We start from the raw sequence: 20,154 nt of genomic DNA on the forward strand, positions 1-20,154 counted from the left end.
GTGCTGGACTTGGCCGGGCTGGGCTGGAGCTGGGCGCACTTTTCATCGCCGGGAGCTGAAGCGCCCCGTCAGGGGCGCGGGGCTGTATCTGATATGCGGCTACCGCCGCGTGGGCGCGCCCAGCCCCCACCCACCCGCACACATCCACACCACCGCAACCCACCCCCCACCCCACCCCTCGCCTTTCAACTGAGCGAGTCAGGTGGGTTGGTGGGCGGGCGGCACCCGTCCGGACAACTCCGCCAGCCCCCTCCGAGTGGCGGCCACCACCACCCGATCCCCACCCCGCAACACATACTCCCCGGCGACAACCCCCTGTCGGCCCTCAAGCGCCAGCACCCGCCAAGCCCCCGCCCGGAACGCCCCCTCCACCGTCCGCCCCTCCAACTGCGGATGGCCGCCCACCTCCACCACCGCCACCAGCAACACCTTCCGCTCCACCGGAATCGCCCCGAGGATCTGCCGCCCCAGCATCGCCCCCGCGAAGGACGGCGCCGCCAGATACGACACACTCCGGCTCCGGGTGACCGCCTGCGGATGCGCCGCCCGCAACGTCCGGTACACGGCGGTCGCGAAGTCGTCGTCGTAGAGCCGCAGCACCGCCTTCAGATCGGGCCGCACGGACCGTGCGTACAGCACGGCCTCCAGATTCGTCGTGTCCGCGCTGGTCACCGCGAGCAGCGCCTGCGCCCGATGGATCTTGGCGGCCTCCAGGACCCCTTCCTGGGTCACATCGCCCAGCACCACCGGCACCCGCAGCCGCCGCGCCACCGCCAGCCCGCGCGCCTCGGGATCGGACTCGACGCACACCACCGGAACATGCAGCTCCCGCAGCCGCGTCAGCACCCGCGTCCCGATCTTCCCCAGCCCGAGGAGTACGACATGCCCACCCAGCCCGCGCGGCGGCTTCCGCAGCGCGGACGCGGTCCGGAAGGTACCCAGCGCCTCCAGCACCGCCGCCAGCAGCACCGGCAGCAACAGCAACCCCACCAGCGCCGACAGCAACTGCAGCAACTGCCGGCCGAGCGACTCCTTGAGCGCGGGATCGTCGATGGCGAGCAGGTCGAGGAGCGTGTAGTAGAAGGCCCGTACCGGATGAATGCCCGTCACCACGGACAACGCGACCGCGAGCGCGACCACGCACGCCACCAGCCCGGCCAGTGTCCACCGCAGCCGCCGCGAGAACAGCGAGGCGAGCGGCGGCACGACCCCGACCCCGCGGCCCCCCAGCGCGGCCGGACCCGCCGACGACGACACCTGCTCCAGCGCCAGCACACCCCGCTCGCCCGCGGCCCGTACCGCCGCGTCGTCGGGCAGCAGCCGCGGCCCCTGCTCCTCCCTGCCGCCCTCGGCGGGATCGAGCCCGGCGTTGTTCGGCGAGAGCAACGCCAGCGGGAACAGCTCCTGTCCGTCGTCCTGCCGGGCACCGGCCCCCGGCGGCAGTTCCACGGCCCGCAGCACCAGCCCGTCCGTCTGGATGAGCTTGCCGTTCCCGGCCAGCGCGGTGGCGGCGAGCGCGGGCGCGGCGGTGTCGGCGTCGGAGAGCACGGTGGTGGAGGCGTCGCCCCCGCCGCCGTCCGCGTCCCCGATCGCCAACGTGGCCGCCTGGTCCAGGAGTTCCTCGATGTGCTGGCCGAGCCGCCGGTTGTACAGCCGCAGTACGAGCCGAAGTCGCGGGTTCAGCCGGCGGGCGGTGAGGGCGGCCCGGATGTTGGTCTCGTCGTCGTCGTACACGAGCGCGAGCGCGGCAGCCCGCTCCACGCCCGCCTCGGCGAGCACGGCCTCGGTGGCCTCGACGGCCTCCAGTACCCGTTCCCCGCGCGGCCCTTCACCGGCGGCCGGCCCGGTACCCCCGTTCCCGCCGTTGGCCCCGTTCCCGCCGTTGCCGTTGCCCCGCCCCACGGTGGCGCTGACCACCCGGTCGAGCAGCGCGGCGGAGGCCGCCCTGGCCCGTCCGACGACCGGCGGCCCGGCGGTCCGCACGTTCGGCGGTACGACAAGGGTGACCTGTTCGCCGTAGACCGTGCGCAACTCGGCCGCCAGCCGGTGCGCGAGCCCGTCGTCCCCGCACACCACCATGGGCGCCCGGCCTCCACCACCCTGATACGGAACGCTCGCCACGAGGGAAAAGACTGCCTCAACGGGACGCATGGTTCCAGCAAGGAAGTGAACAACCGCCCCCGACCGCCCGTAGGGAGGGGGAGGGAGCATAATCCCGGATCTGACCGAAGTGCCGGAGGTATCCCACCCGTGGCCATCACCGAGAAGGCCGTCCCGCCCGGGCAGGCCCCCCACGACGAGCCCCCGAGCCGTGGCGACCGCCCCGGCCGCCCGGACCAGGAGGGCTGGCATCTCAACTCCCCGCTGGCCCTGACCCTGCTCCTCCTCGTGTTCGTGGTCTTCCAGGGCCCGGTGCGCGGCGCGCTGTCCAAGCCGGTGATGCAGAGCTGGATGACGGTGTTCGTGGCGGTGGTCGTCCAGGCGCTGCCCTTCCTCGTCCTCGGCGTCCTGCTCTCCGCGGCGATCGCGGTCTTCGTGCCCCCGGCCTTCTTCGCCCGCGCCCTGCCCAGCCGCCCGGCCCTGGCCGTACCGGTCGCGGGCCTCGCCGGGGTGGTGCTCCCGGGCTGCGAGTGCGCGTCCGTCCCGGTGGCCGGCGCCCTGGTCCGCCGGGGTGTCACCCCGGCCGCGGCGATCGCCTTCCTGCTCTCCGCCCCCGCGATCAACCCGATCGTGCTGACGGCGACGGCGGTGGCGTTCCCCCGCAACCCCGAGATGGTGGTGGGCCGGTTCGCCGGCAGCCTGCTGGTGGCGTGCGCGATGGGCTGGCTGTGGCAGCGGCTCGGCCGCACCGACTGGCTGCGGCTGCCGACGCACGCGCACCACGAGGGCGAGACCAAGGGCGAGGCGTTCTGGTCCTCGGTCCGGCACGACACCATGCAGGCGGGCGGCTTCCTGGTGCTCGGCGCCATGGCGGCGGCGACCCTGAAGGCGGTGGCCCCCGCGGAGTGGCTGCGCACGGCCGCCGGCAACCCGGTGGTCGCGATCCTGGCCCTGTCGATCCTGGCCGTCCTGCTGTCCATCTGCTCGGAGGCGGACGCGTTCGTGGCGGCGTCCCTGACCCAGTTCTCGCTCACCGCGAAGCTGGCGTTCCTGATCGTGGGCCCGATGATCGACCTCAAGCTCTTCGCGATGCAGGCGGGCACCTTCGGCCGCGGCTTCGCGCTGCGCTTCGCCCCGGCCACCTTCGCGGCGGCGATCGCGGGCGCGGTCCTGACCGGGGCGGTGCTGCTGTGAACCGGCAGGCCCAGGCGGCGGTGATGTTCCTGGTGGGCGCGGCCCTGCTGCACGCGGGCGGCACCGACCTCTACCTGCGCTACGTCAAGGCGGGCCTGCGTCCGCTGGTCCTGGCGGCGGGCGTGGTCCTGATCGTCTCCGCGCTGGCGACGGCGTGGTACGAGTGGCGCCGCGGCCGGACCGGGAGCCCGAGCCGTACCGAGGACGCCCACACCGACACTCACGCCCACGCCCACCCCGAACCCCGTATCTCCTGGCTCCTGGTGCTCCCCCTCCTCGCCCTGATCCTCGTGGCGCCGCCCGCGCTCGGCTCCTACAGCGCGATGCGCACCGGCACGGCCCTGCAACACCCGTACGGCTACATGAAGTTGCCGAAGAGCGACCCGATCCCCCTCAACCTGGTCGACTACGCGGGCCGCGCGGTGTACGACCACGGCCGCTCGTTCGACGGCCGCAGCGTCCGCATCACCGGCTTCGTGGCCCTCGACTCCAAGGGCACCCCCTACCTGGTCCGGATGGCCCTCAACTGCTGCGCGGCGGACGCCCAGCCGGTGAAGGTGGCCCTGACCGGCACGATCCCCCCGGTCCTCCAGCCGGACTCCTGGCTCCAGGTGACGGGCACCTACACCGCCCGCGAGACCCACGACCCGGTCAACAACGGGCCGATCCCGTTCCTCAAGGTCACCGAGGCGAAACCGATCCCGACCCCGTCCGACCCGTACGACGAGACCTGGAACAACTGACGGGCCGGCCGGTCAAGGCGTACGCGCGGCGCCTCGCCGCTCAGGTCCGGCCCACCGTGTCCTGGTCCTCCGCGGCGGCCTCGGCGGCCGGGTGCGGGATCGCGACCCCGGCCGCCACGGGCTCCGGTGTGCCGGAGCGGCGGGTGAGGCGGCGGGCCAGGGGTTCGGTGTAGCGGGCGGTGAGGGGGCCGAGGATGACGAGGATGAGGACGTAGGCCGTGGCCAGGGGGCCCAGGTCGGGTTCGATGCCGGCGGTGACGGCGAGGCCCGCGATGACGATGGAGAACTCGCCGCGGGCGACCAGGGTGCCGCCGGCCCGCCAGCGGCCCTTCGCCGAGATGCCGGCGCGTTTCGCGGCCCAGTAGCCGGTCGCGACCTTGGTCAGCGCGGTGACGACCGCCAGGGCGAGCGCGGGCGCGAGGACGGGCGGAATGCTCGCCGGGTCCGTGTGCAGGCCGAAGAAGACGAAGAAGACGGCGGCGAAGAGGTCACGCAGGGGCGACAGGAGGTGGTGGGCGCCCTCCGCCACCTCGCCGGAGAGCGCTATGCCGACGAGGAACGCGCCCACGGCGGCGGAGACCTGGAGCTTCTGCGCGATGCCCGCGACGAGCAGGGTCAGGCCGAGGACCACCAGGAGGAGTTTCTCGGAGTCGTCGCTGGAGACGAAGCGGGAGATGTGCCGGCCGTAGCGGACGGCGACCACCAGGACCAGCCCGGCGACGCCGAGCGCGATGGCGAGGGTGAGGCTGCCCGCCGCGAGGCCCGCGCCGGCCAGCAGGGCGGTGAGGATCGGCAGGTAGACGGCCATGGAGAGGTCCTCCAGGACCAGGATGCTCAGGATCACCGGGGTCTCCCGGTTGCCGAGCCGTCCCAGGTCGCCGAGGACCTTGGCTATGACGCCGGAGGAGGAGATCCAGGTGACACCGGCCAGCACCACCGCCGCCACCGGGCCCCAGCCCAGCAGGAGGGCCATCACGGCGCCGGGCACCGCGTTGAGCGCGGCGTCGACCAGCCCCGCCGGGTACTGGGTCTTGAGGTTGGAGACGAGATCGCTGGCGGTGTACTCCAGGCCGAGCATGAGCAGCAGCAGGACGACGCCGATCTCGGCGCCGATCGCCACGAACTCCTCGCTGGTGCCGAGCGGGTAGAGCCCGCCCTCACCGAAGGCGAGTCCGGCCAGCAGATAGAGGGGTATGGGCGAGAACTGGAAGCGTCCGGCGAGCCGGCCGAGCAGGCCCAGGCCGAGGATGATCGCCCCGAACTCGATCAGGAACACGGAGGAGTCGTGCACGACGGCTCACTCCCGCCCGAGTATCGCGGCGGCCGCGTCGACGCCCTCGCGGGTGCCGATGACGATGAGCGTGTCCCCGCCGGCGAGCCGGAAGTCGGGCGTGGGGGAGGGGACCGCGTCGGCCCTGCGCAGCACGGCCACGATGGAGACGCCCGTCTCGGTCCGCATCCGGGTCTCGCCCAGGAGCCGGCCGTTCCAGTACGAGGTGGCGGTGAGCTCGATCCGCTCGGCCACCAGCCCCAGGTCGGTGGTGGACAGCAGGTTCGGGCTGTGGTGCGTCGGCATCAGCGCGTCGATGAGCGCCGCCGTCTCCCCCGAGGACAGCCGCATCGACAGCGCGCAGGCGTCGGGATCGTCCTGGTGGTAGGCGCTCAGAATCCGTGAGCCGTCCCGGTGGGCGACCACGGACAGTCTGCGCTGTTCCCGTGTCGTGAGGTCGTAACGGACCCCGATTCCCGGCAACGGTGTCCTGCTCAGGCGTGGCGCCCCCAAGGCTCTCTCCCTGTCTCGTCCGGCTCGTCCTTTGCGATTTCTTTAACCACACCCTAACGGGCGCGGCCGGAAAGCGGTTGCCTGCCTGTGGACAGAGGCGGGGGACAAGCGGGCGGAGGAGAGGGGGCAGGGGCGGGGGCAGGGACGGCTCTCAGGTCGGGTACGGCACGTAGCAGTCCAGCGCCGGGTGGTACAGCGCTTGCCAGGTGCGGCCCTCGATGACGCCGCTCTCCGGCAGGCCGTGGCAGGTCTGGATCCACTCGATCTTCTTCTGCAGGGCCGTGCCGTAGACCCCGTCGGGGGTGAGCCTGGGCGGCTGTCCGCCCCACGCGTTGCTGAGGCACTGGGCCTGGCTGACCGCGGCCCCGGTGGCGCCGTACCCGAGGGTCGGCCGGTAGTACGAGGACACGTACGCGCAGGCCTGGTGGTCGGCGGCGGCCACGGCGGTACGGGGCACCGCCAGGCCCAGCGCGGCGGCCGCGGTCAGTGCCGCGGCCGAGGTGAGCAGTCGGTTCCGTCTCATGCCCGCTCCTTCTGGGGCGTCCGGGTGCGACGTACGCCCATGGTCGCGCGCGGGAGGCGGGACCCGCGAGTCGGGCGGGCGGTGGCGGCCGCCCGTCCGACCCGGGTGTGCCGGTCAGCGCAGGCGCAGGGCCTCGCGGATCGTGGTGAAGAGGTCGGTCTGGTTGGTGACCCCGAGGACGCGGTACGCCTGCGGGCCCTGGGCCGCGATCCGGACCTCCGTGCCGGTGTGCTCCTGGGACAGGCCCGGGGTGTTGGTCGAGTAGTTGACCTTCAGCTGCTGGCCCTCGTCGGTGACCAGGGTGGAGGACAGACCGGGCGGGGTGGCCTCCAGCGGCACGATCTGGCTGGTGTGGCCGTGGTCGGCGGTGGTGACGACCAGGGTGTCGGGGTGCTTGGCCGCGTACGCGCGGGCGACCTTGACGGCCTTGTCGAAGGCGGCGGTCTCGCCGATCTGGCCGCACGGGTCGGCCGCGTGGTCCTGCTTGTCGATCGAGGCGCCCTCGATCTGCAGGAAGAAGCCCTGCTTGGAGTGCTTGGCCTTCTGCTTCGCCTCAAGGAGCTGGATCGCCTTGCCGGCGGAGTCCGCGAGGCTCGGGGTGGTGGCCGGGCGGTTCGGGTTGGAGGTGACGCACCGCTGCGGGTCCGTACCGCCGACGGCCGCCGCCTTGCCGGTCCACTCCACCGGCACGTTGCCGGAGGCGAGCAGGCCGAGCACCGGCTTGCCGGACTTGACGCTCTTCAGGCCCGCGCTGTCGGTGACGACCTGGTAGCCGAGCTTCTGCGCCTGCTGGGTGACGGTCAGGCCCTTGTACCTGCCGTCGGTGACCGTCTGGTCGAAGCGCTGCCTGCCGCCGCCGATGAGGACGTCCACCTTGTGGTTGACGGACTGCTCGGCGATGGAACCGGGCCCGCCCGCGGCGATCGTGTCCGTCGCGCACTTGGCCATGTCGGCCGGGCCCTGGCAGGAGCGGTCGGTGACGTGCGAGGCGAGCACCGCCGGGGTGGCGTCGGTGAGCTCGGACGTGGTCACGCTGCCGGTGGCGTAGCCGTTCTTCTGTGCCAGCTCCAGGATCGTCTTCACGGCCTTGTCGGTGCCGGGCGTCTTGGAGATGCGGCCGTTGACGGTCTTCACGCCGGTCGCCCAGCCGGTGCCGCTGGCGGCGGAGTCGGTGACGTAGTCCGGGGTGCCGTCGGCGTGCACCGCGTACGTGGTGTACGCGCCGGTGAGCGGGAACTTGTCCATGTTCAGGCGGCCGTTGGCGCCGACCGTGTAGTCGCGGGCGAGGGTGATCTCCGAGTCGCCCATGCCGTCGCCGATCAGCAGGATGACGTTCTTCGCCTTCCCGCTCCGGATCGCGTTCTTCGCCTGCTGCGCGCTGTCGAAGGCGCCGGCGGCACTGGTGACCGCGACGGCGGCGGTGGCCGCGGTGATCACGGCGGTGGCGACCATGAGGCGACGGCGGGTGGTTCTGGGCATGGGTACGACTCCTTGTGCGTCCGTTGTGCGGATGCGATGACCGACGCGCGCCAGACGACCATGCCTACGCAAAGCAAAGGTAAATGGCCGACCTTGCCGGAGTATCGGAAAAGCAACGCGTGTCAGTGAATTCCCAAGGCGCCCATGCGGCGCGCGAGGGGGAGGAGTCCGGGCCGCCCCGGCCAGGCGGCACCGGTGCTCAGCCGGAGCCGCCCGCGACGCCCGCCGTCTCGGCCTCCGCGGGCGCCTCGGACACCGGCCTGGAGCCCTCGGGCCGGCGGGCGGCGGAGCGCCGGTCACGCAGGCTGACCACCGTGCCGAGGAGCGCCATGCCCAGGCATCCCAGCACGACGGCGGTGGACGAGGCCTTCAGCATCGACAGCCCGGACCCGGTGAGCAGGACGACCAGGGCCCAGCGCACCGCGGACCCCGAGACCCGGCTGGAGATGACGGAGCCGGCCAGGACACCGGGGATGGCGCCGATCAGCAGCGTCGCCGCGAGGCCCAGGTCGGCGTCGCCGACGAGCAGGTGCCCCAGGGCGGCGGCGGCCACCATCGGGATGGCCTGCACCAGGTCCGTACCGACGAGATGGTTGGCCTTCAGGCGGGGGTGGGCCAGCATCAGCATCACGATGATCAGGGAGCCGGAGCCGACCGAGGTCATCCCGACGATCACCCCGCCCACCAGCCCGATGAGCAGCGTGGCCACGGGCCGTACCGGGACATGGGCGTCGTCCTCGGCCGTCGTGGCGCGGCGGCGGTCCAGCCACAGGCGGGTGAGCATGCCGACGACCGCGAGCATCAGCGCCGTACCGACGACGTACTTGACGCGTTGCTGCAGGTCGTCGCCGTCGCCGAGGGCGCGGAGCAGGAACACGCCACCGAAGGCGGCCGGGACGGCGGTGGGCAGCAGCCAGCGCACGATGTCCCAGCGCACGGTGCCCGCCCGCTGGTGCACCAGCGCGCCGAACGGCTTCATGAACACGGACGCGGCCAGGTCGCTGCCGATCGCCGCCGTCGGGTTCACTCCGAACACCATGACCATGATCGGCGTCATCAGGGCTCCGCCGCCCATACCGGTGAGTCCTACGGCGAAGCCGACCAGGGCTCCCGCGATGATGATCGGGCCAGTGGAATCCATGCCGGGACCTTAGCCACCATTCCTATGGGAAATGTATGGAAAGGACTCCGGAGCCCCGCCTACCCCCCGTTCGCTTGTGGTTTCACCCCACCTGAAACCACCCCCGGCGGCCTGAAACCGCGCTGAAGCCGTTCTGAACCGCTGCGGCGGCACGCTCTGCGGCATGACTTCGACACCGGCATCGACACCGACACCGACCTTGGCCTCGACATCGACCTCGACATCGACCTCGGCAGAGCAGGAACTCGCGATCGCGGCCACCGGGCTGCGCAAGTCCTACGGCGACAAGACCGTTCTCGACGGCATCGACATCCGGGTGCCGGCCGGCACGATCTTCTCCCTCCTCGGGCCGAACGGCGCGGGCAAGACCACGGTGGTCAACATCCTGTCCACCCTGATCTCCGCCGACGGCGGCGACGCCCGCATCGCCGGCCACGACCTCACCGCCGAGGCGCAGACGGTACGGGCCGCCATCGGCGTGACCGGCCAGTTCTCCGCCGTGGACGGGCTGATCACCGGCGAGGAGAACATGCTCCTGATGGCCGACCTGCACCACCTGCCCCGCGCTGAGGGCCGGCGGATGGTCGCCGGGCTGCTGGAGCGCTTCGACCTCACCGAGGCCGCGAAGAAGCCCGCCTCCACCTACTCCGGCGGCATGAAGCGCCGCCTCGACATCGCCATGACCCTGGTCGGCAGCCCCCGGATCATCTTCCTCGACGAGCCCACCACCGGCCTCGACCCGCGCAGCCGCCACACCATGTGGCAGATCATCCGCGAGCTGGTCTCCGGCGGCACGACGGTCTTCCTCACCACCCAGTACCTGGAGGAGGCCGACCAGCTCGCCGACCGTATCGCGGTCCTCAACGGCGGCCGGATCGTCGCCGAGGGCAGCGCCGAGGAGCTCAAGCGACTCGTGCCGGGCGGCCACGTACGGCTGCGGTTCTCCGACCCGGAGGCGTACGAACGCGCGGCCACCGCACTGCGCGAGACCACCCGCGACGACGAGGCGCTCACCCTGCAGATCCCCAGCGGCGGTAGCCAGCGCGAGCTGCGCGCCATCCTCGACTGGCTGGACGCGGCCGGCATCGAGGCCGACGAACTCTCCGTGCACACCCCCGACCTGGACGACGTGTTCTTCGCCCTGACCGGCGGTTCCGCACCCGCTCAGCCCACCACGCCCGGCGCCTCCGGTGCCGCCACGGCTTCCACGGCTTCCACGGCTTCCACCGCTTCCACCGACAAGGAGACCGCCCGATGAGCACCGCCGGCTACGCCTTCCGCGACAACATGACCATGCTGCGGCGCAACCTCCTGCACGCCCGCCGCTACCCCTCCCTCACCCTGAACCTCCTGCTCACCCCGGTCATCCTGCTGCTGCTGTTCGTCTACGTCTTCGGCAACGTGATGAGCGCGGGCATCACCGGCGGCCACGCCGACCGCTCCCAGTACGTCAACTACCTCGTCCCCGGCATCCTCTTCCTGACCGTGGCCATGACCTCGCTCGGCACCGCGGTGTCCGTGGCCACCGACATGACCGAGGGCATCATGGCCCGGTTCCGCACCATGGCGATCTCCCGCGCCTCGGTGCTGATCGGCCACGTCGTCGGCAGCGTGATCCAGACGCTGATGGCCCTGGTGCTGGTCCTCGGCATCGCACTGGCCATCGGGTTCCGGCCCGACGCCTCGCCGGTGGAGTGGATCGCGGCGGCCGGCCTGATGGCCCTGGTCAGCGTCGCGGTCACCTGGCTCGCGGTCGGCATCGGCCTGATCAGCCCCAACGCCGAGGGCGCCAGCAACATCGGGACGCCGCTGGTGATGCTGCCCTTCCTGTCCAGCGCGTTCGTGCCGGTGGACGCCATGCCGGGCTGGTTCCGCTGGTTCGCCGAGTACCAGCCCTTCTCGCCCTTCATCGAGACCCTGCGCGGACTGCTGCTGGGCAGCGGGATCGGCACCAGGAACGCGGTGCTGGCGCTCGGCTGGTGCCTGGTGCTGATCGTCGTCGGCTACCTGTGGTCCAAGGCGATGTTCAGCCGTGAGCCGCGGCAGTGAGCTCGTGCCGGGCCGCGACCCGCAGCTGATCCCGCCCCAGGGCCGCGTACTCCGACCTCGCGTCGGCGTACGCGGCCCGATCCGCGTTCTCGGCGGCCGCCCGCGACCTGGCCGAGGACATGGTGGGCAGGTCCCGCATCACCGGCATCAGCTCCGCCAGCGCCAGCAGCCGTACGGCCGCCGTCTCGCCACGGGCCACCCCGACGTGGCCGAGCGCCAGCAACACCGAGCCGTACACCGGCAGTTCCAGCAGATCCCCGGCACCGGGCGCGTCCGTACCCGAACCGGTGCCGGTGCCGGTCCCGGAAGCGGACAGCATCCCGAGCAGCCGTTCTCGCAGCTCCTCGGCGAGCCGGGCGACCGGCTCCAGCCGGCCGTGCTGCGCGTGTGCCGCGAGCGCGGCCGCCTGCACCTGGAGCGACCACGAGTCCAGGAAGGGATCGTCGGTGGCCAGCAGACTGGCCTCCCGGATCCCGCCCGCCGCCTGCCGCCACAGGCCGAGACCGACCTCGGTCAGCCCCCGGGCCAGCGCGATCTCCGCCCGCGCCTGCAGCAGTTCGGGCGTGAACGCCTGCGGGGACTCCGGCTGCCGGTCCGGGGCGGCCAGACCCAGCCAGTACTCCGCCTCCTCGACGTCCCCCCGCTGCAGACAGGCGGAGACCAGCCCGTAGCGGACACCGATCGCGTCCGACCAGCCGCCGACCTCGCCGATCGCGTCCGCGGCGCGCAGATGGTCGTACGCCTCCGCGCCGCGCTCCGTCTTGAGGCACAGCTCGCTGATCCGCCCGTGGCTGAGCAGCAGGGTGATCGGATTGCCGAGCGGTCGCACCGCGGCGAGCATCCGGCGCGCGTCGTCGAGCGCGCGCTCCGTCTCGTACGCGGCCTCCCACAGGTAGCTGGCGACGCCCGCGGCGAGGCCCGCCAGCAGCGGTTCGTCGGCGTCGCACAGCTCCTGCAGCCGCGCCCAGTCCGGCGGGTGCATGTCGGGGACGGCGGACAGTACGACGGCCAGCGCCCGCAGCACGGTGTCCGGCGGCGCGGGCGGCAGCCGGCGCAACGTGACCAACTGGCGTACGGCGTGCGGGCCGTAGCCCATGAAGAGCCCGGCCGTGCAGATCGCCGCCGCGCTCCGCAGCGCCTCCACGTCCTCGGGGTGCTCCGGCCCCGGGCGGAACCGGGACAGCGGCCCGCCGGTCTCGGCGGCGAGCGTGACGAACCGCAGGTAGTTGTTGCCGACGGACCACAGGGAGGCGAGTACGGCGGTGAGCGCGGCGATGGCCGGCCCGTCGTCCCTGGCCTGCGCGTACCGCAGGGCGAGGACGAGGTTGTCCTGTTCGGCGCGGACCCGGCCGAAGGAGGCCACCGCCTCGTCGCCGAACATCGCGTCGTGGTGGGCCCGGCCGAAGTCCCGTGCCCAGGACAGGAACCGGTCCGTCACCGCCGCGCTCTCACCGGCCTCCTCGCGGCGCGCGGCACCGAACTCCCGCAGCGTCTCCAGCATGTGGAACCGCACCCCGGAAGGGCCTTCCCCCACCTTGAGCAGGGACTGATCGGCCAGCTGCTCCAGCAGATCCAGCGCGCCCATGCCCCCGCCACCACCCCCGCCCGCGGCCCCGCCGTCCTCGATGAGGCACTCGGCCGCGTCCTCGGTGAAGCCCCCCGGGAACACGGACAGCGCCCGGAGCGCCGCTCGCCCCTCCGGTTCCAGCAGGTTCCAGCTCCACTCGACCACGGCCCGCAGCGTGCGATGCCGCTCGGGGGCGTCCCGGGCCCCGCCGCGCAGCAGCGCGAAACGGTCCTGCAGCCGACGGGCGATATCGGCCACGGAGAGCACCCGCACCCGGGCCGCGGCCAGTTCCACGGCCAGCGGCAGCCCGTCCAGATGACGGCAGATCTCGGCGACCCGGTCGGCCGGCAGGTCCACCCCGGGCCGCGCGGCCCGCGCCCGCTGCTCGAACAGCTCGACGGAGGTCGCGAGCGACAGCTCCGGCAGCGCGTACACGGACTCCGAGGTCAGCCCCAGCGGAGCCCGGCTGGTGGCCAGCACGCGCAGCTCCTTCGACCGTGACACCAGCGCCTGTACGAGCGCGGAGGCGCCGGCGACCACATGCTCGCAGTTGTCCAGGACCAGCAGCGCGGAACCCGGCCCCAGCGCGGCGACGATCCCGCCCGCCGCGTCCGCGCCGGCGCCCGGCAGCTGGCGTCCGTCCCCGCTCCCGACGGCCGAGGCCACCTCGCCGGCCACGTCGTCGTCGGCGGTGACACCGGCCAGGGTGACGTAGTGCACCACCGGCTGCGCGGCCGCCCGGCTCACCGCGTGCGACAGCCGGGTCTTGCCCAGCCCGCCGGGTCCCACCACGGTGACCACCCGGGTGCCGCGCAAAAGCCCGGCCACGGCGGCGACGTCGGCGTCCCGGCCCAGCAGCGGGTTCGGCTCGTGCGGCACACCGTGACGCACCGGCGCCGTGTCCGCGCTCAGCAACTCCCGGTGGACGGCCTTGAGTTGCGGGCCCGGATCGGTCCCCAGCTCGTCGCGGAGCCGCCGCCGGTAGCCGTCGTACCGGGTCAGCGCCGCGGCCCGGCCGGCGGTGGCCGCCTCGCAGCGCAGCAGCTCCGCCAGCACCTCCTCGTCCCGCGGCAGTGCCCGGCTCAGCTCGGCCAGGGGCGCGGCGGCCTCCTCCCGCCGCCCGACCCGCGCGAGCGCCAGCGCCCGCGCCCGGACCAGCGCACGGAAGACCCGCACCCGGTCGGCGCGCAGCGCCACCACCGGATCGTGCAGATCCTCGCCCGCCCCGGCGCCCACGCTCCCGTCCCACAGCGCCAGCCCCGCCTCGGCCCGCGCCAGCGCGCCCTCGTGATCCCCCGCCCGCGCCCGCTCGGCGCCGGCCGCCTCGTGCAGCAGCAGCGCGGAACTGTCGACCCGCGTCTCCTCCAGCGCCAGCCGGTACCCCGTCGGCGTGCTCACGACCAGGTCGGCCCCGACCTGCGCGCGCAGCCGCGACACCAGGATCTGCACGGCCTTGCCCGGCCGCTCCGGCAGCTCCTCCGGCCACAGCCCCTCCACCAGCCGCCCCGTGCTACAGCCGGCCCGCAGGTCCTCCGCGAGCAGCGCCAGCAGCCCGCGCAGCCGGGGCGCGGTGATCTCCCGTCCACGACAGGCGACTCGGGGCAGCAGGGTCAGCTCGGTGGTCACCCGTGCAGCGTAGCCAGGGAGCGGGACGAACGGGCCGGCGCCGGAGCCACCGGAGTTCCCGAGGCCTGCGCGCGGCAGCCTACTGGCTTCAGAGAGCGGGATGAACAGGGTGGCCGGAACCCTCGAACCCCGCGAAGGCGGCCTCCTGCCGCCACTGGACGGCGGCCTTCGGGCTGGCGGCGATCAGCCGCCGGCACTCCGCACCCGGCGGTCGAGGTCTGCCGTTGCCGTTGCCGTTGCCGTCGGCTTCGGCGTCGCCGTCGGGGAGCTGTCCGGTGCAGACGGACACCGGCCGGTAGCCGTCGCGGGTCGGGTTGCCCCGCCACAGGCTCCGCCCCGGCAGGAAGGCGTACTGCAGGGAGGCGCGGGCCAGGTCCTTCAGCTCCGGGTACGTCAGTCCGTACGTCTCGGCGGCGTACCGGTACTCGTGGCTGATGTCGATGCGGGAGACGCCCGGGTCGTCGGTGGCGAGGACGACCGGTACGCGGAAGGCACGGTAGGTGTCGAAGGGATGCTCGGCCCCGCGTACGCCCAGGATCTGCGCGTTGCTGGTGAACGGCACCTCGACGGCCACCTGCCGGTCGGCCATCACGGTGGCCGTCCGCTGCCAGTCGTCCTCGAACCGGAGGTCGACGCCGTGCCCGATGCGCTCGGCACCGGCGACGTCCACGGCCTCCCGGATGTGGAACCGCAGATCCTCCGGCTTGACGAGCCCCGGCCACAACTCACCCGCATGCAGGGTGACATGGGCCTTCGGGTACACCCTGCGCAGAAAGTCCACCATGCGCATCTGCAGGCTGTAGTCGCGCAGCGCGCTCTCCCCGTCCTCCGGCTGGACGAGGTTGACGGCGACGAACCGGGGGTCGCGCTCGGCCAGCCGCATGCCGAGGGCCAGTTGCGCGAAGACGCTCTCGGGGGAACCGCCGCGGAAGGCCTGGTAGACGAAGCGCACGGTCAGCCGGCAGCCCGGGCGGGGCCGCCCGGTGCCGCAGCGGGCGGCGGCCCGGAACTCGGCGTCGGCGGCGTCGGTCTGCGCCCGCGCGTCGGCGACCACCCGGTCGAGCCCGCCGTCCGCCACCAGCCTGGCGTGCAACGCGGCGAGGTCCGGATCCCAGCCGACCTGCTCCGCCAGCCGCGCGGCCTCGTCGGAGGCCGGATTGACCATGGTCTCCAGATAGAGCTGGTGCTGCGCCGCGACCGAGTCGGCGACCTCGGCGAGCACCTTGCCCGGATGGCGCGCGGCCACGAGACCGAACTTGTCGAACGTGGCGAAGAAGTGGTCGTGCCCGAGCCGGTCCGGCGGAAAGTCCTGCATCGACCAGGCACGCAGGATCGCCTGCCGGAATTCCCGGTCGGTCCGGGCATCCGCCGCCGGACGACTACCACCCCCGCACGGCGGCAGGACCGCGGTCAGCGTCACCGTGTCGACGCACAGCCCGTCCTCACCGGCCAGCTCGATCAGATACTCGGTCCGCACCGCACCGAAGAGATGATTGTGCAGGTCACCCCCCTTGGGCAGCCGCCAGAAGAAGCGCCGCAGCAGCCCCGGATCATCATGGATCGAGTCGAGATACGCGGCCGTACGGGCCTCACCGGCCGTCATCGGCGGCCGAGGCTCTCCGCCGACGCGCGCACCCGCACCTGCCGTACCCGCACCTGTCGTACTTGCGGAGACCGCACCCGCGGCTGGGCCGGCGGCCGACAGGAGCACGAGGCACATCAGCGCCAGGACGGCGAGGGCCGCGCGACGCGGTGGGGGGTTACCGGTGCGCGGTTGGTCACCGGTACGCGGGGTGGCGTCGTGGATCGTCACGCAAGGATGATCATCAGTCCGATTCGGCTACGACCGCACAGCCACGCGGCACACCCGCCGACGCCACCCGAGCGGGCGCAGCGCGAACCTCACCTCACCCGCCCTCCACCGGACGGTGCGCGGTGACGACGTAGTAGTCGAGCAGCCCGTCGCGATAGGCCGGCAGGAAATTGCGCGGCCACCGCACGGGCTGGTCGATACCGGCGAGGAAGTGATCCAGCCCCGGCCAGACATGCCCACCGATCGACTCGGCCCGTACGTCGCTCAGACCCACGGCGTCGAGGGCCCCGGTCAGCGACGTCACCGGGTGCGCCACATCGAGCCCCGACGCGAAGCTGTCCAGCCGCGCGGCCAGTTCCGCGCCCACGCCTTCCGGGCCCACGCCTTCCGGGCCCACGCCCTCCGTGCCCGCGTCCTCGGCGCCGTCCGGTACGAAGAAGCTGGTGACGGCCAGCCGCCCGCCGGGCCGCAGCACACGCGCGGCCTCCCGGCCGAACGCGGCCAGATCACGGAAGTGCTGCGCGGCCTCGACCGAGTACAACCGGTCGAACTCACCGTCCCCGAACGGCATCCGCTCCGCCGCCCCACAAGCGAACCCGAGCCGCTCCGGCGCCCGGGCGAGCAACCCGGCGTTGGCCCGGCGGGCCCGCTCCACCTGCTCGGGATGGATGTCCAGCCCCGTCACCGAGGCGAACCCGAACTCCTCCACGGCGAGCACGGCCCCCACCCCCAGCCCACACCCCACCTCGACCCCCCGCGCGTCCGCCCCGTCGAGCGCCCCCAGCACACGCCGGTACAGATCCCGCTGACTCCGCACCCGATCCTCGGCGGTCAGCGGCCGATCGAGCGAAATCCCCTCCCAGTGACCGAAGTTGATGAACCCGCCCCCGAACGCCGGCGCGGAACTCAGATCCTGCTCCCCGTACACCGCACGCACCGCCGGCACCACGTCATCACGCATACGTCCCCCGCACTCCCCGTCGCCCGCCACCACCACACCGCCCTCCTACCCGCAACCCGCCCCGCCACCACCACCCCTACTCCCACCCACCCCCACCCATCTCCACCAGCACCCGCACTAGACTCCGCCCGACGACGCACGCCGCCGCCAGGGACGACGGACTCAGGGGGAGAACACATGGTCTGGTCACGGCTGCTGCGCCGCGAGCGGCGGACGCCCAAGCTCCCCCTCCCCGGCCCCTGCTGGGCCCAGCGGCACACCCTGCGCACGCAGCGCCTCCTGCTCTACACCCCCGAGACCGAGCTGGACGTCGCCGCCGCCATGGCCGCCGGCTCGGACCCCGAGGCGCAGCACTGGCTCGGCAGGCCCGAGGACACCGTGCTCGACGAGCGCGTCCGCGAAGCCGTCCTCGCCCTGCGCCCCGGCGACCCCGACGCCCTCCGCTCCTCCCCGGGGGCCCAGCACCTCCTGTCCCGCCCCTTCACCCCCCGCCCCGACGAGAACGAGGTACTGGTCGCCGTACGCCTCGACGACGGCAGATACGCCGGAGCCACGACCCTCCACCTCGACACCGGCCAGGTAGGCGGCTGGCTGGCACCCCACTCCCGCGGCCAGGGCCTCGGCACGGAACTCTTCCGCGCCGCCCTCCACCTCGGCCACGCCCACCTGGGCCTCCCCACGGTCAACGCCGGCCACGAACTCACCAACACCGCCAGCGCCCGAGCCCTCACCGCCGCCGGCTTCCTCCCCACCCCCACCCCCGGCCCACCCCGCCACACCCTCTCCGACGGCCGCGAGATAGCCGCCACCTGGCTGACCCACACGTCCCCCACCCCACCCACCCACTGCCGAGCCACCACCCCATCCACCACCCCACCCACTCCGAAACCCTGACTCACGGTGACTCACGGTGCCGGGCGCCGAATCCCGTCCACTTCTTTGATCACCGTTGACCCTCGTTTGCCTCTGCTGTCACTGGTGTGACTTAGGCTCCGCCTACTTCCCCAGTGCAACAACAGGGGCTCTTTTCGTTCCGGGGGTTCGAAAACACGTGCGCATACGCACTCTTCCGGCCGCGACAGCACTCGCGGTCCTCTTCAGCTCGGCCGCGCTCGCCGTCACCTCGGCCGCGCCCGCACTGGCCGACTCCAGCACGGTCCTGCCGGTCGCCTCGACCGGCGACGTCGTCGTGGACGGCGTCCACCAGCGGGTCTTCATCAGCGACCCGACCAGCGGAAAGGTCGTCGCGACCGACTACAGCGGCACGGTCGTCGGCACCGTCGACTCGCTGCCCGGCGTCCGCGGCCTGGAACTGTCCGCCGACTCCGGCACGCTGTACGCGGCCGTCGAGGGCGCCGACGCGATCGTCGCCATCGACACGGCGACCGCCACCGAGGCCCACCGCTACCCGACGGGCGACGGCAGCCGGCCCGAGTACCCGGCCCTCGCCGGCGGCAAGCTCTGGTTCGGCTACCGCGGCAGCGGCAGCGGCAACATCGGCTCCCTCGACCTGAGCGGCACCGACCCGGTCGTGGCCCTCCACCAGGACACCACCCGTACCTGGAACGACGCGCCGATCCTCGGCTCCTCGACCGGCGCCCCGGGCACCATCGTCGCGGGCGCACCGGGACAGAGCCCGGTCGAACTCGCCGTGTACGACGTGTCGTCGGGTTCGGCGACCCGCACCGCGTACGCCTGGGACCCGGGCAGCAGCAGCAACCTCAGCGACCTCGCGGTCACTCCGGACGGCAAGGACGTCGTCACGGCCAGCGGCGCCCCGTACAAGCACGAGGTGTTCAAGCTCTCGGACCTGTCGGAGGACGGCAGCTACAACACCGAGCCCTACCCGAACGCGGTCGACATCGCCCCGAACGGCGCCGTCGCCGCGGGCACCTTCTCCTGGTACGAGCCGGACGTCCACATCTTCGAGCCGGGCGTCTCCGACTCGGTGCGGCAGTACGACTTCCCGAACACCGGTGGCGGCAGTGGCGCCGACACCCTCGCGCCCTCGGGTCTCGCCTGGGCGCCGGACGCCAGCAAGCTGTTCGCGGTGTCGTACAACTCCGCGAACGTGTACTCGCTGCGCGTCCTCGACGATCCGACCAAGGCGGACACCACCCTCACGGCGACGGCCCCGGCCACCGCCCCGCGCGCCAAGTCCCTCACCGTCACGGGCAAGCTGACGTCGACCACCGCGCTCCCGTCGGGCACCAAGGTCTCCGTCACCCGCACCGACGACGAGTCCTCTGCCGGCAAGGAGATCGGCACGGCGACAATCGGCGCCGACGGCTCGTACACCTTCGCCGACACTCCGCCGGCCGGCGGCAAGGTCACGTACACGGTCAGCTACGCGGGCGACGACTACCACGCGGCCGCCACCGCCCAGAGCACGGTGGACGTCACCCGCACGGCGACCACGCTGACGCTCGGCAACAACGGCAAGGTGTACGCGTACAACACCGCGGTGAAGTTCACCGCGCACCTGGGAACGACGTTCAAGAACCGCACCGTCGCCATCTACGCCGACCCCTACGGCAAGGACAAGCCCGAGAAGCTGCTGAAGTCCGGCCCGGTCGACTCCTCCGGCAACCTCTCCGTCACCGTCTCCCTGACCCGCGACACCAAGCTCACCGCCAAGTTCACCGGCGACACCCGCTACGCGCCCGCGACGGCCACCGCCACCGTCGGCGCACAGGTCAAGGTGTCCAGCGCGCTCAGCGGCTACTACAAGACCAAGACGGCGTGGAACCAGACGTACCGCTACTTCCACAAGTCCAAGGACCCCGTCTACGACACGACCATGACGCCCTACCCGGGCCGCAAGTACAAGGTCGAACTGCAGCGCTACTACCAGGGCACCTGGCGCACCACCCACACCGAATACCTCACCCTCGGCTCCTCCGGCAAAGACACCCTCGAACTGACCGGCACCCCACCCACCGGCATCCGCTTCCGCATCCGCTCCTCCTACATCGACACCACCTCGGGCGACAACGTCAACTCCACAACCCACGGCGCCTGGAAATACCTCACCTTCACCAACTGACGCCCGACACCCTTGACTGAAGCCTCACGCCACCGGCGCGGCCCCTGCCGCTGAAGCAGGGCCCGCGCCCTCGCGTCGCCTGTCTCGCATCGCACGCGTCCACCCGTGGCTGCTTCGCGAGTCCGCGCG

General features: G+C 72.6%; 15 protein-coding genes. 6 read left to right on the top strand and 9 right to left on the bottom strand.

Annotation, left to right across the window (positions count from 1 at the left end; all coding sequences use genetic code 11):
* Positions 1 to 198 precede the first annotated feature (198 nt).
* Positions 199 to 2,079 (bottom strand): NAD-binding protein, encoded by a 1,881-nt coding sequence (locus ACIPSJ_RS19400; protein ID WP_401347165.1) that lies wholly within the window; start codon positions 2,077 to 2,079, stop codon positions 199 to 201.
* A 171-nt stretch (positions 2,080 to 2,250) separates the two neighbouring features.
* Between ACIPSJ_RS19400 and ACIPSJ_RS19405 the strand changes: the two genes are divergently transcribed.
* Both ACIPSJ_RS19405 and ACIPSJ_RS19410 read left to right on the top strand, forming a co-directional pair.
* Positions 2,251 to 3,294 carry a permease gene (locus ACIPSJ_RS19405; RefSeq protein WP_401347168.1) on the top strand — a complete coding sequence of 348 codons (1,044 nt, stop codon included), beginning with the start codon at positions 2,251 to 2,253 and terminating at the stop codon, positions 3,292 to 3,294.
* On the top strand, positions 3,291 to 4,037 hold the full coding sequence (locus ACIPSJ_RS19410) for a TIGR03943 family putative permease subunit (RefSeq protein ID WP_401347171.1): 747 nt from the start codon (positions 3,291 to 3,293) through the stop codon (positions 4,035 to 4,037). The genes ACIPSJ_RS19405 and ACIPSJ_RS19410 overlap by 4 nt, the downstream gene beginning before the upstream one ends.
* 40 nt (positions 4,038 to 4,077) lie before the next feature.
* Here the strand turns inward: ACIPSJ_RS19410 and ACIPSJ_RS19415 are convergent, their stop codons facing one another.
* The 5 genes from ACIPSJ_RS19415 to ACIPSJ_RS19435 form a co-directional block, all read right to left on the bottom strand.
* Positions 4,078 to 5,328 carry a cation:proton antiporter gene (locus tag ACIPSJ_RS19415; protein ID WP_359206216.1) on the bottom strand — a complete coding sequence of 417 codons (1,251 nt, stop codon included), beginning with the start codon at positions 5,326 to 5,328 and terminating at the stop codon, positions 4,078 to 4,080.
* 6 nt (positions 5,329 to 5,334) lie between these two features.
* Complete coding sequence (locus ACIPSJ_RS19420; protein ID WP_401347174.1) at positions 5,335 to 5,820, bottom strand: cation:proton antiporter regulatory subunit; 486 nt, start codon at positions 5,818 to 5,820, stop codon at positions 5,335 to 5,337.
* Positions 5,821 to 5,971: 151 nt separating this feature from the next.
* A complete protein-coding gene (locus ACIPSJ_RS19425) occupies positions 5,972 to 6,343 on the bottom strand; it encodes a peptidoglycan-binding protein (protein WP_401347175.1) in 372 nt (123 codons plus the stop codon).
* A 114-nt stretch (positions 6,344 to 6,457) separates the two neighbouring features.
* A complete protein-coding gene (locus tag ACIPSJ_RS19430; protein WP_401347178.1) occupies positions 6,458 to 7,822 on the bottom strand; it encodes an alkaline phosphatase in 1,365 nt (454 codons plus the stop codon).
* A gap of 199 nt (positions 7,823 to 8,021) precedes the next feature.
* Complete coding sequence (locus ACIPSJ_RS19435; RefSeq protein ID WP_401347181.1) at positions 8,022 to 8,963, bottom strand: sulfite exporter TauE/SafE family protein; 942 nt, start codon at positions 8,961 to 8,963, stop codon at positions 8,022 to 8,024.
* A 163-nt stretch (positions 8,964 to 9,126) separates the two neighbouring features.
* Between ACIPSJ_RS19435 and ACIPSJ_RS19440 the strand changes: the two genes are divergently transcribed.
* Both ACIPSJ_RS19440 and ACIPSJ_RS19445 read left to right on the top strand, forming a co-directional pair.
* On the top strand, positions 9,127 to 10,221 hold the full coding sequence (locus tag ACIPSJ_RS19440; protein WP_401347182.1) for an ATP-binding cassette domain-containing protein: 1,095 nt from the start codon (positions 9,127 to 9,129) through the stop codon (positions 10,219 to 10,221).
* The gene (locus ACIPSJ_RS19445) at positions 10,218 to 11,012 is read left to right on the top strand and encodes an ABC transporter permease (RefSeq protein ID WP_359206204.1); all 795 of its coding nucleotides are present in this window, start codon (positions 10,218 to 10,220) and stop codon (positions 11,010 to 11,012) included. Before ACIPSJ_RS19440 ends, ACIPSJ_RS19445 begins: the two co-directional genes overlap by 4 nt.
* Here the strand turns inward: ACIPSJ_RS19445 and ACIPSJ_RS19450 are convergent.
* The 3 genes from ACIPSJ_RS19450 to ACIPSJ_RS19460 form a co-directional block, all read right to left on the bottom strand.
* Positions 10,990 to 14,205, bottom strand: a complete 3,216-nt coding sequence (locus ACIPSJ_RS19450) for an ATP-binding protein (RefSeq protein WP_401347185.1) — start codon at positions 14,203 to 14,205, stop codon at positions 10,990 to 10,992. The genes ACIPSJ_RS19445 and ACIPSJ_RS19450 overlap by 23 nt on opposite strands.
* Positions 14,206 to 14,293: 88 nt before the next feature.
* A complete protein-coding gene (locus ACIPSJ_RS19455) occupies positions 14,294 to 15,925 on the bottom strand; it encodes an adenosine deaminase (RefSeq protein ID WP_401347444.1) in 1,632 nt (543 codons plus the stop codon).
* A gap of 187 nt (positions 15,926 to 16,112) precedes the next feature.
* Complete coding sequence (locus ACIPSJ_RS19460; RefSeq protein WP_401347188.1) at positions 16,113 to 16,979, bottom strand: class I SAM-dependent methyltransferase; 867 nt, start codon at positions 16,977 to 16,979, stop codon at positions 16,113 to 16,115.
* Positions 16,980 to 17,156: 177 nt separating this feature from the next.
* Here ACIPSJ_RS19460 and ACIPSJ_RS19465 point away from each other — a divergent pair, with 177 nt between their 5' ends.
* Together ACIPSJ_RS19465 and ACIPSJ_RS19470 are read left to right on the top strand one after the other, a co-directional pair.
* A complete protein-coding gene (locus tag ACIPSJ_RS19465) occupies positions 17,157 to 17,873 on the top strand; it encodes a GNAT family N-acetyltransferase (protein WP_401347191.1) in 717 nt (238 codons plus the stop codon).
* Positions 17,874 to 18,030: 157 nt separating this feature from the next.
* On the top strand, positions 18,031 to 20,025 hold the full coding sequence (locus ACIPSJ_RS19470; RefSeq protein ID WP_401347193.1) for a YncE family protein: 1,995 nt from the start codon (positions 18,031 to 18,033) through the stop codon (positions 20,023 to 20,025).
* The last annotated feature ends 129 nt before the right edge of the window (positions 20,026 to 20,154 follow it).

The sequence above is a fragment of the Streptomyces sp. NPDC090088 genome, from assembly GCF_044747345.1.
Lineage (GTDB): Bacteria > Actinomycetota > Actinomycetes > Streptomycetales > Streptomycetaceae > Streptomyces.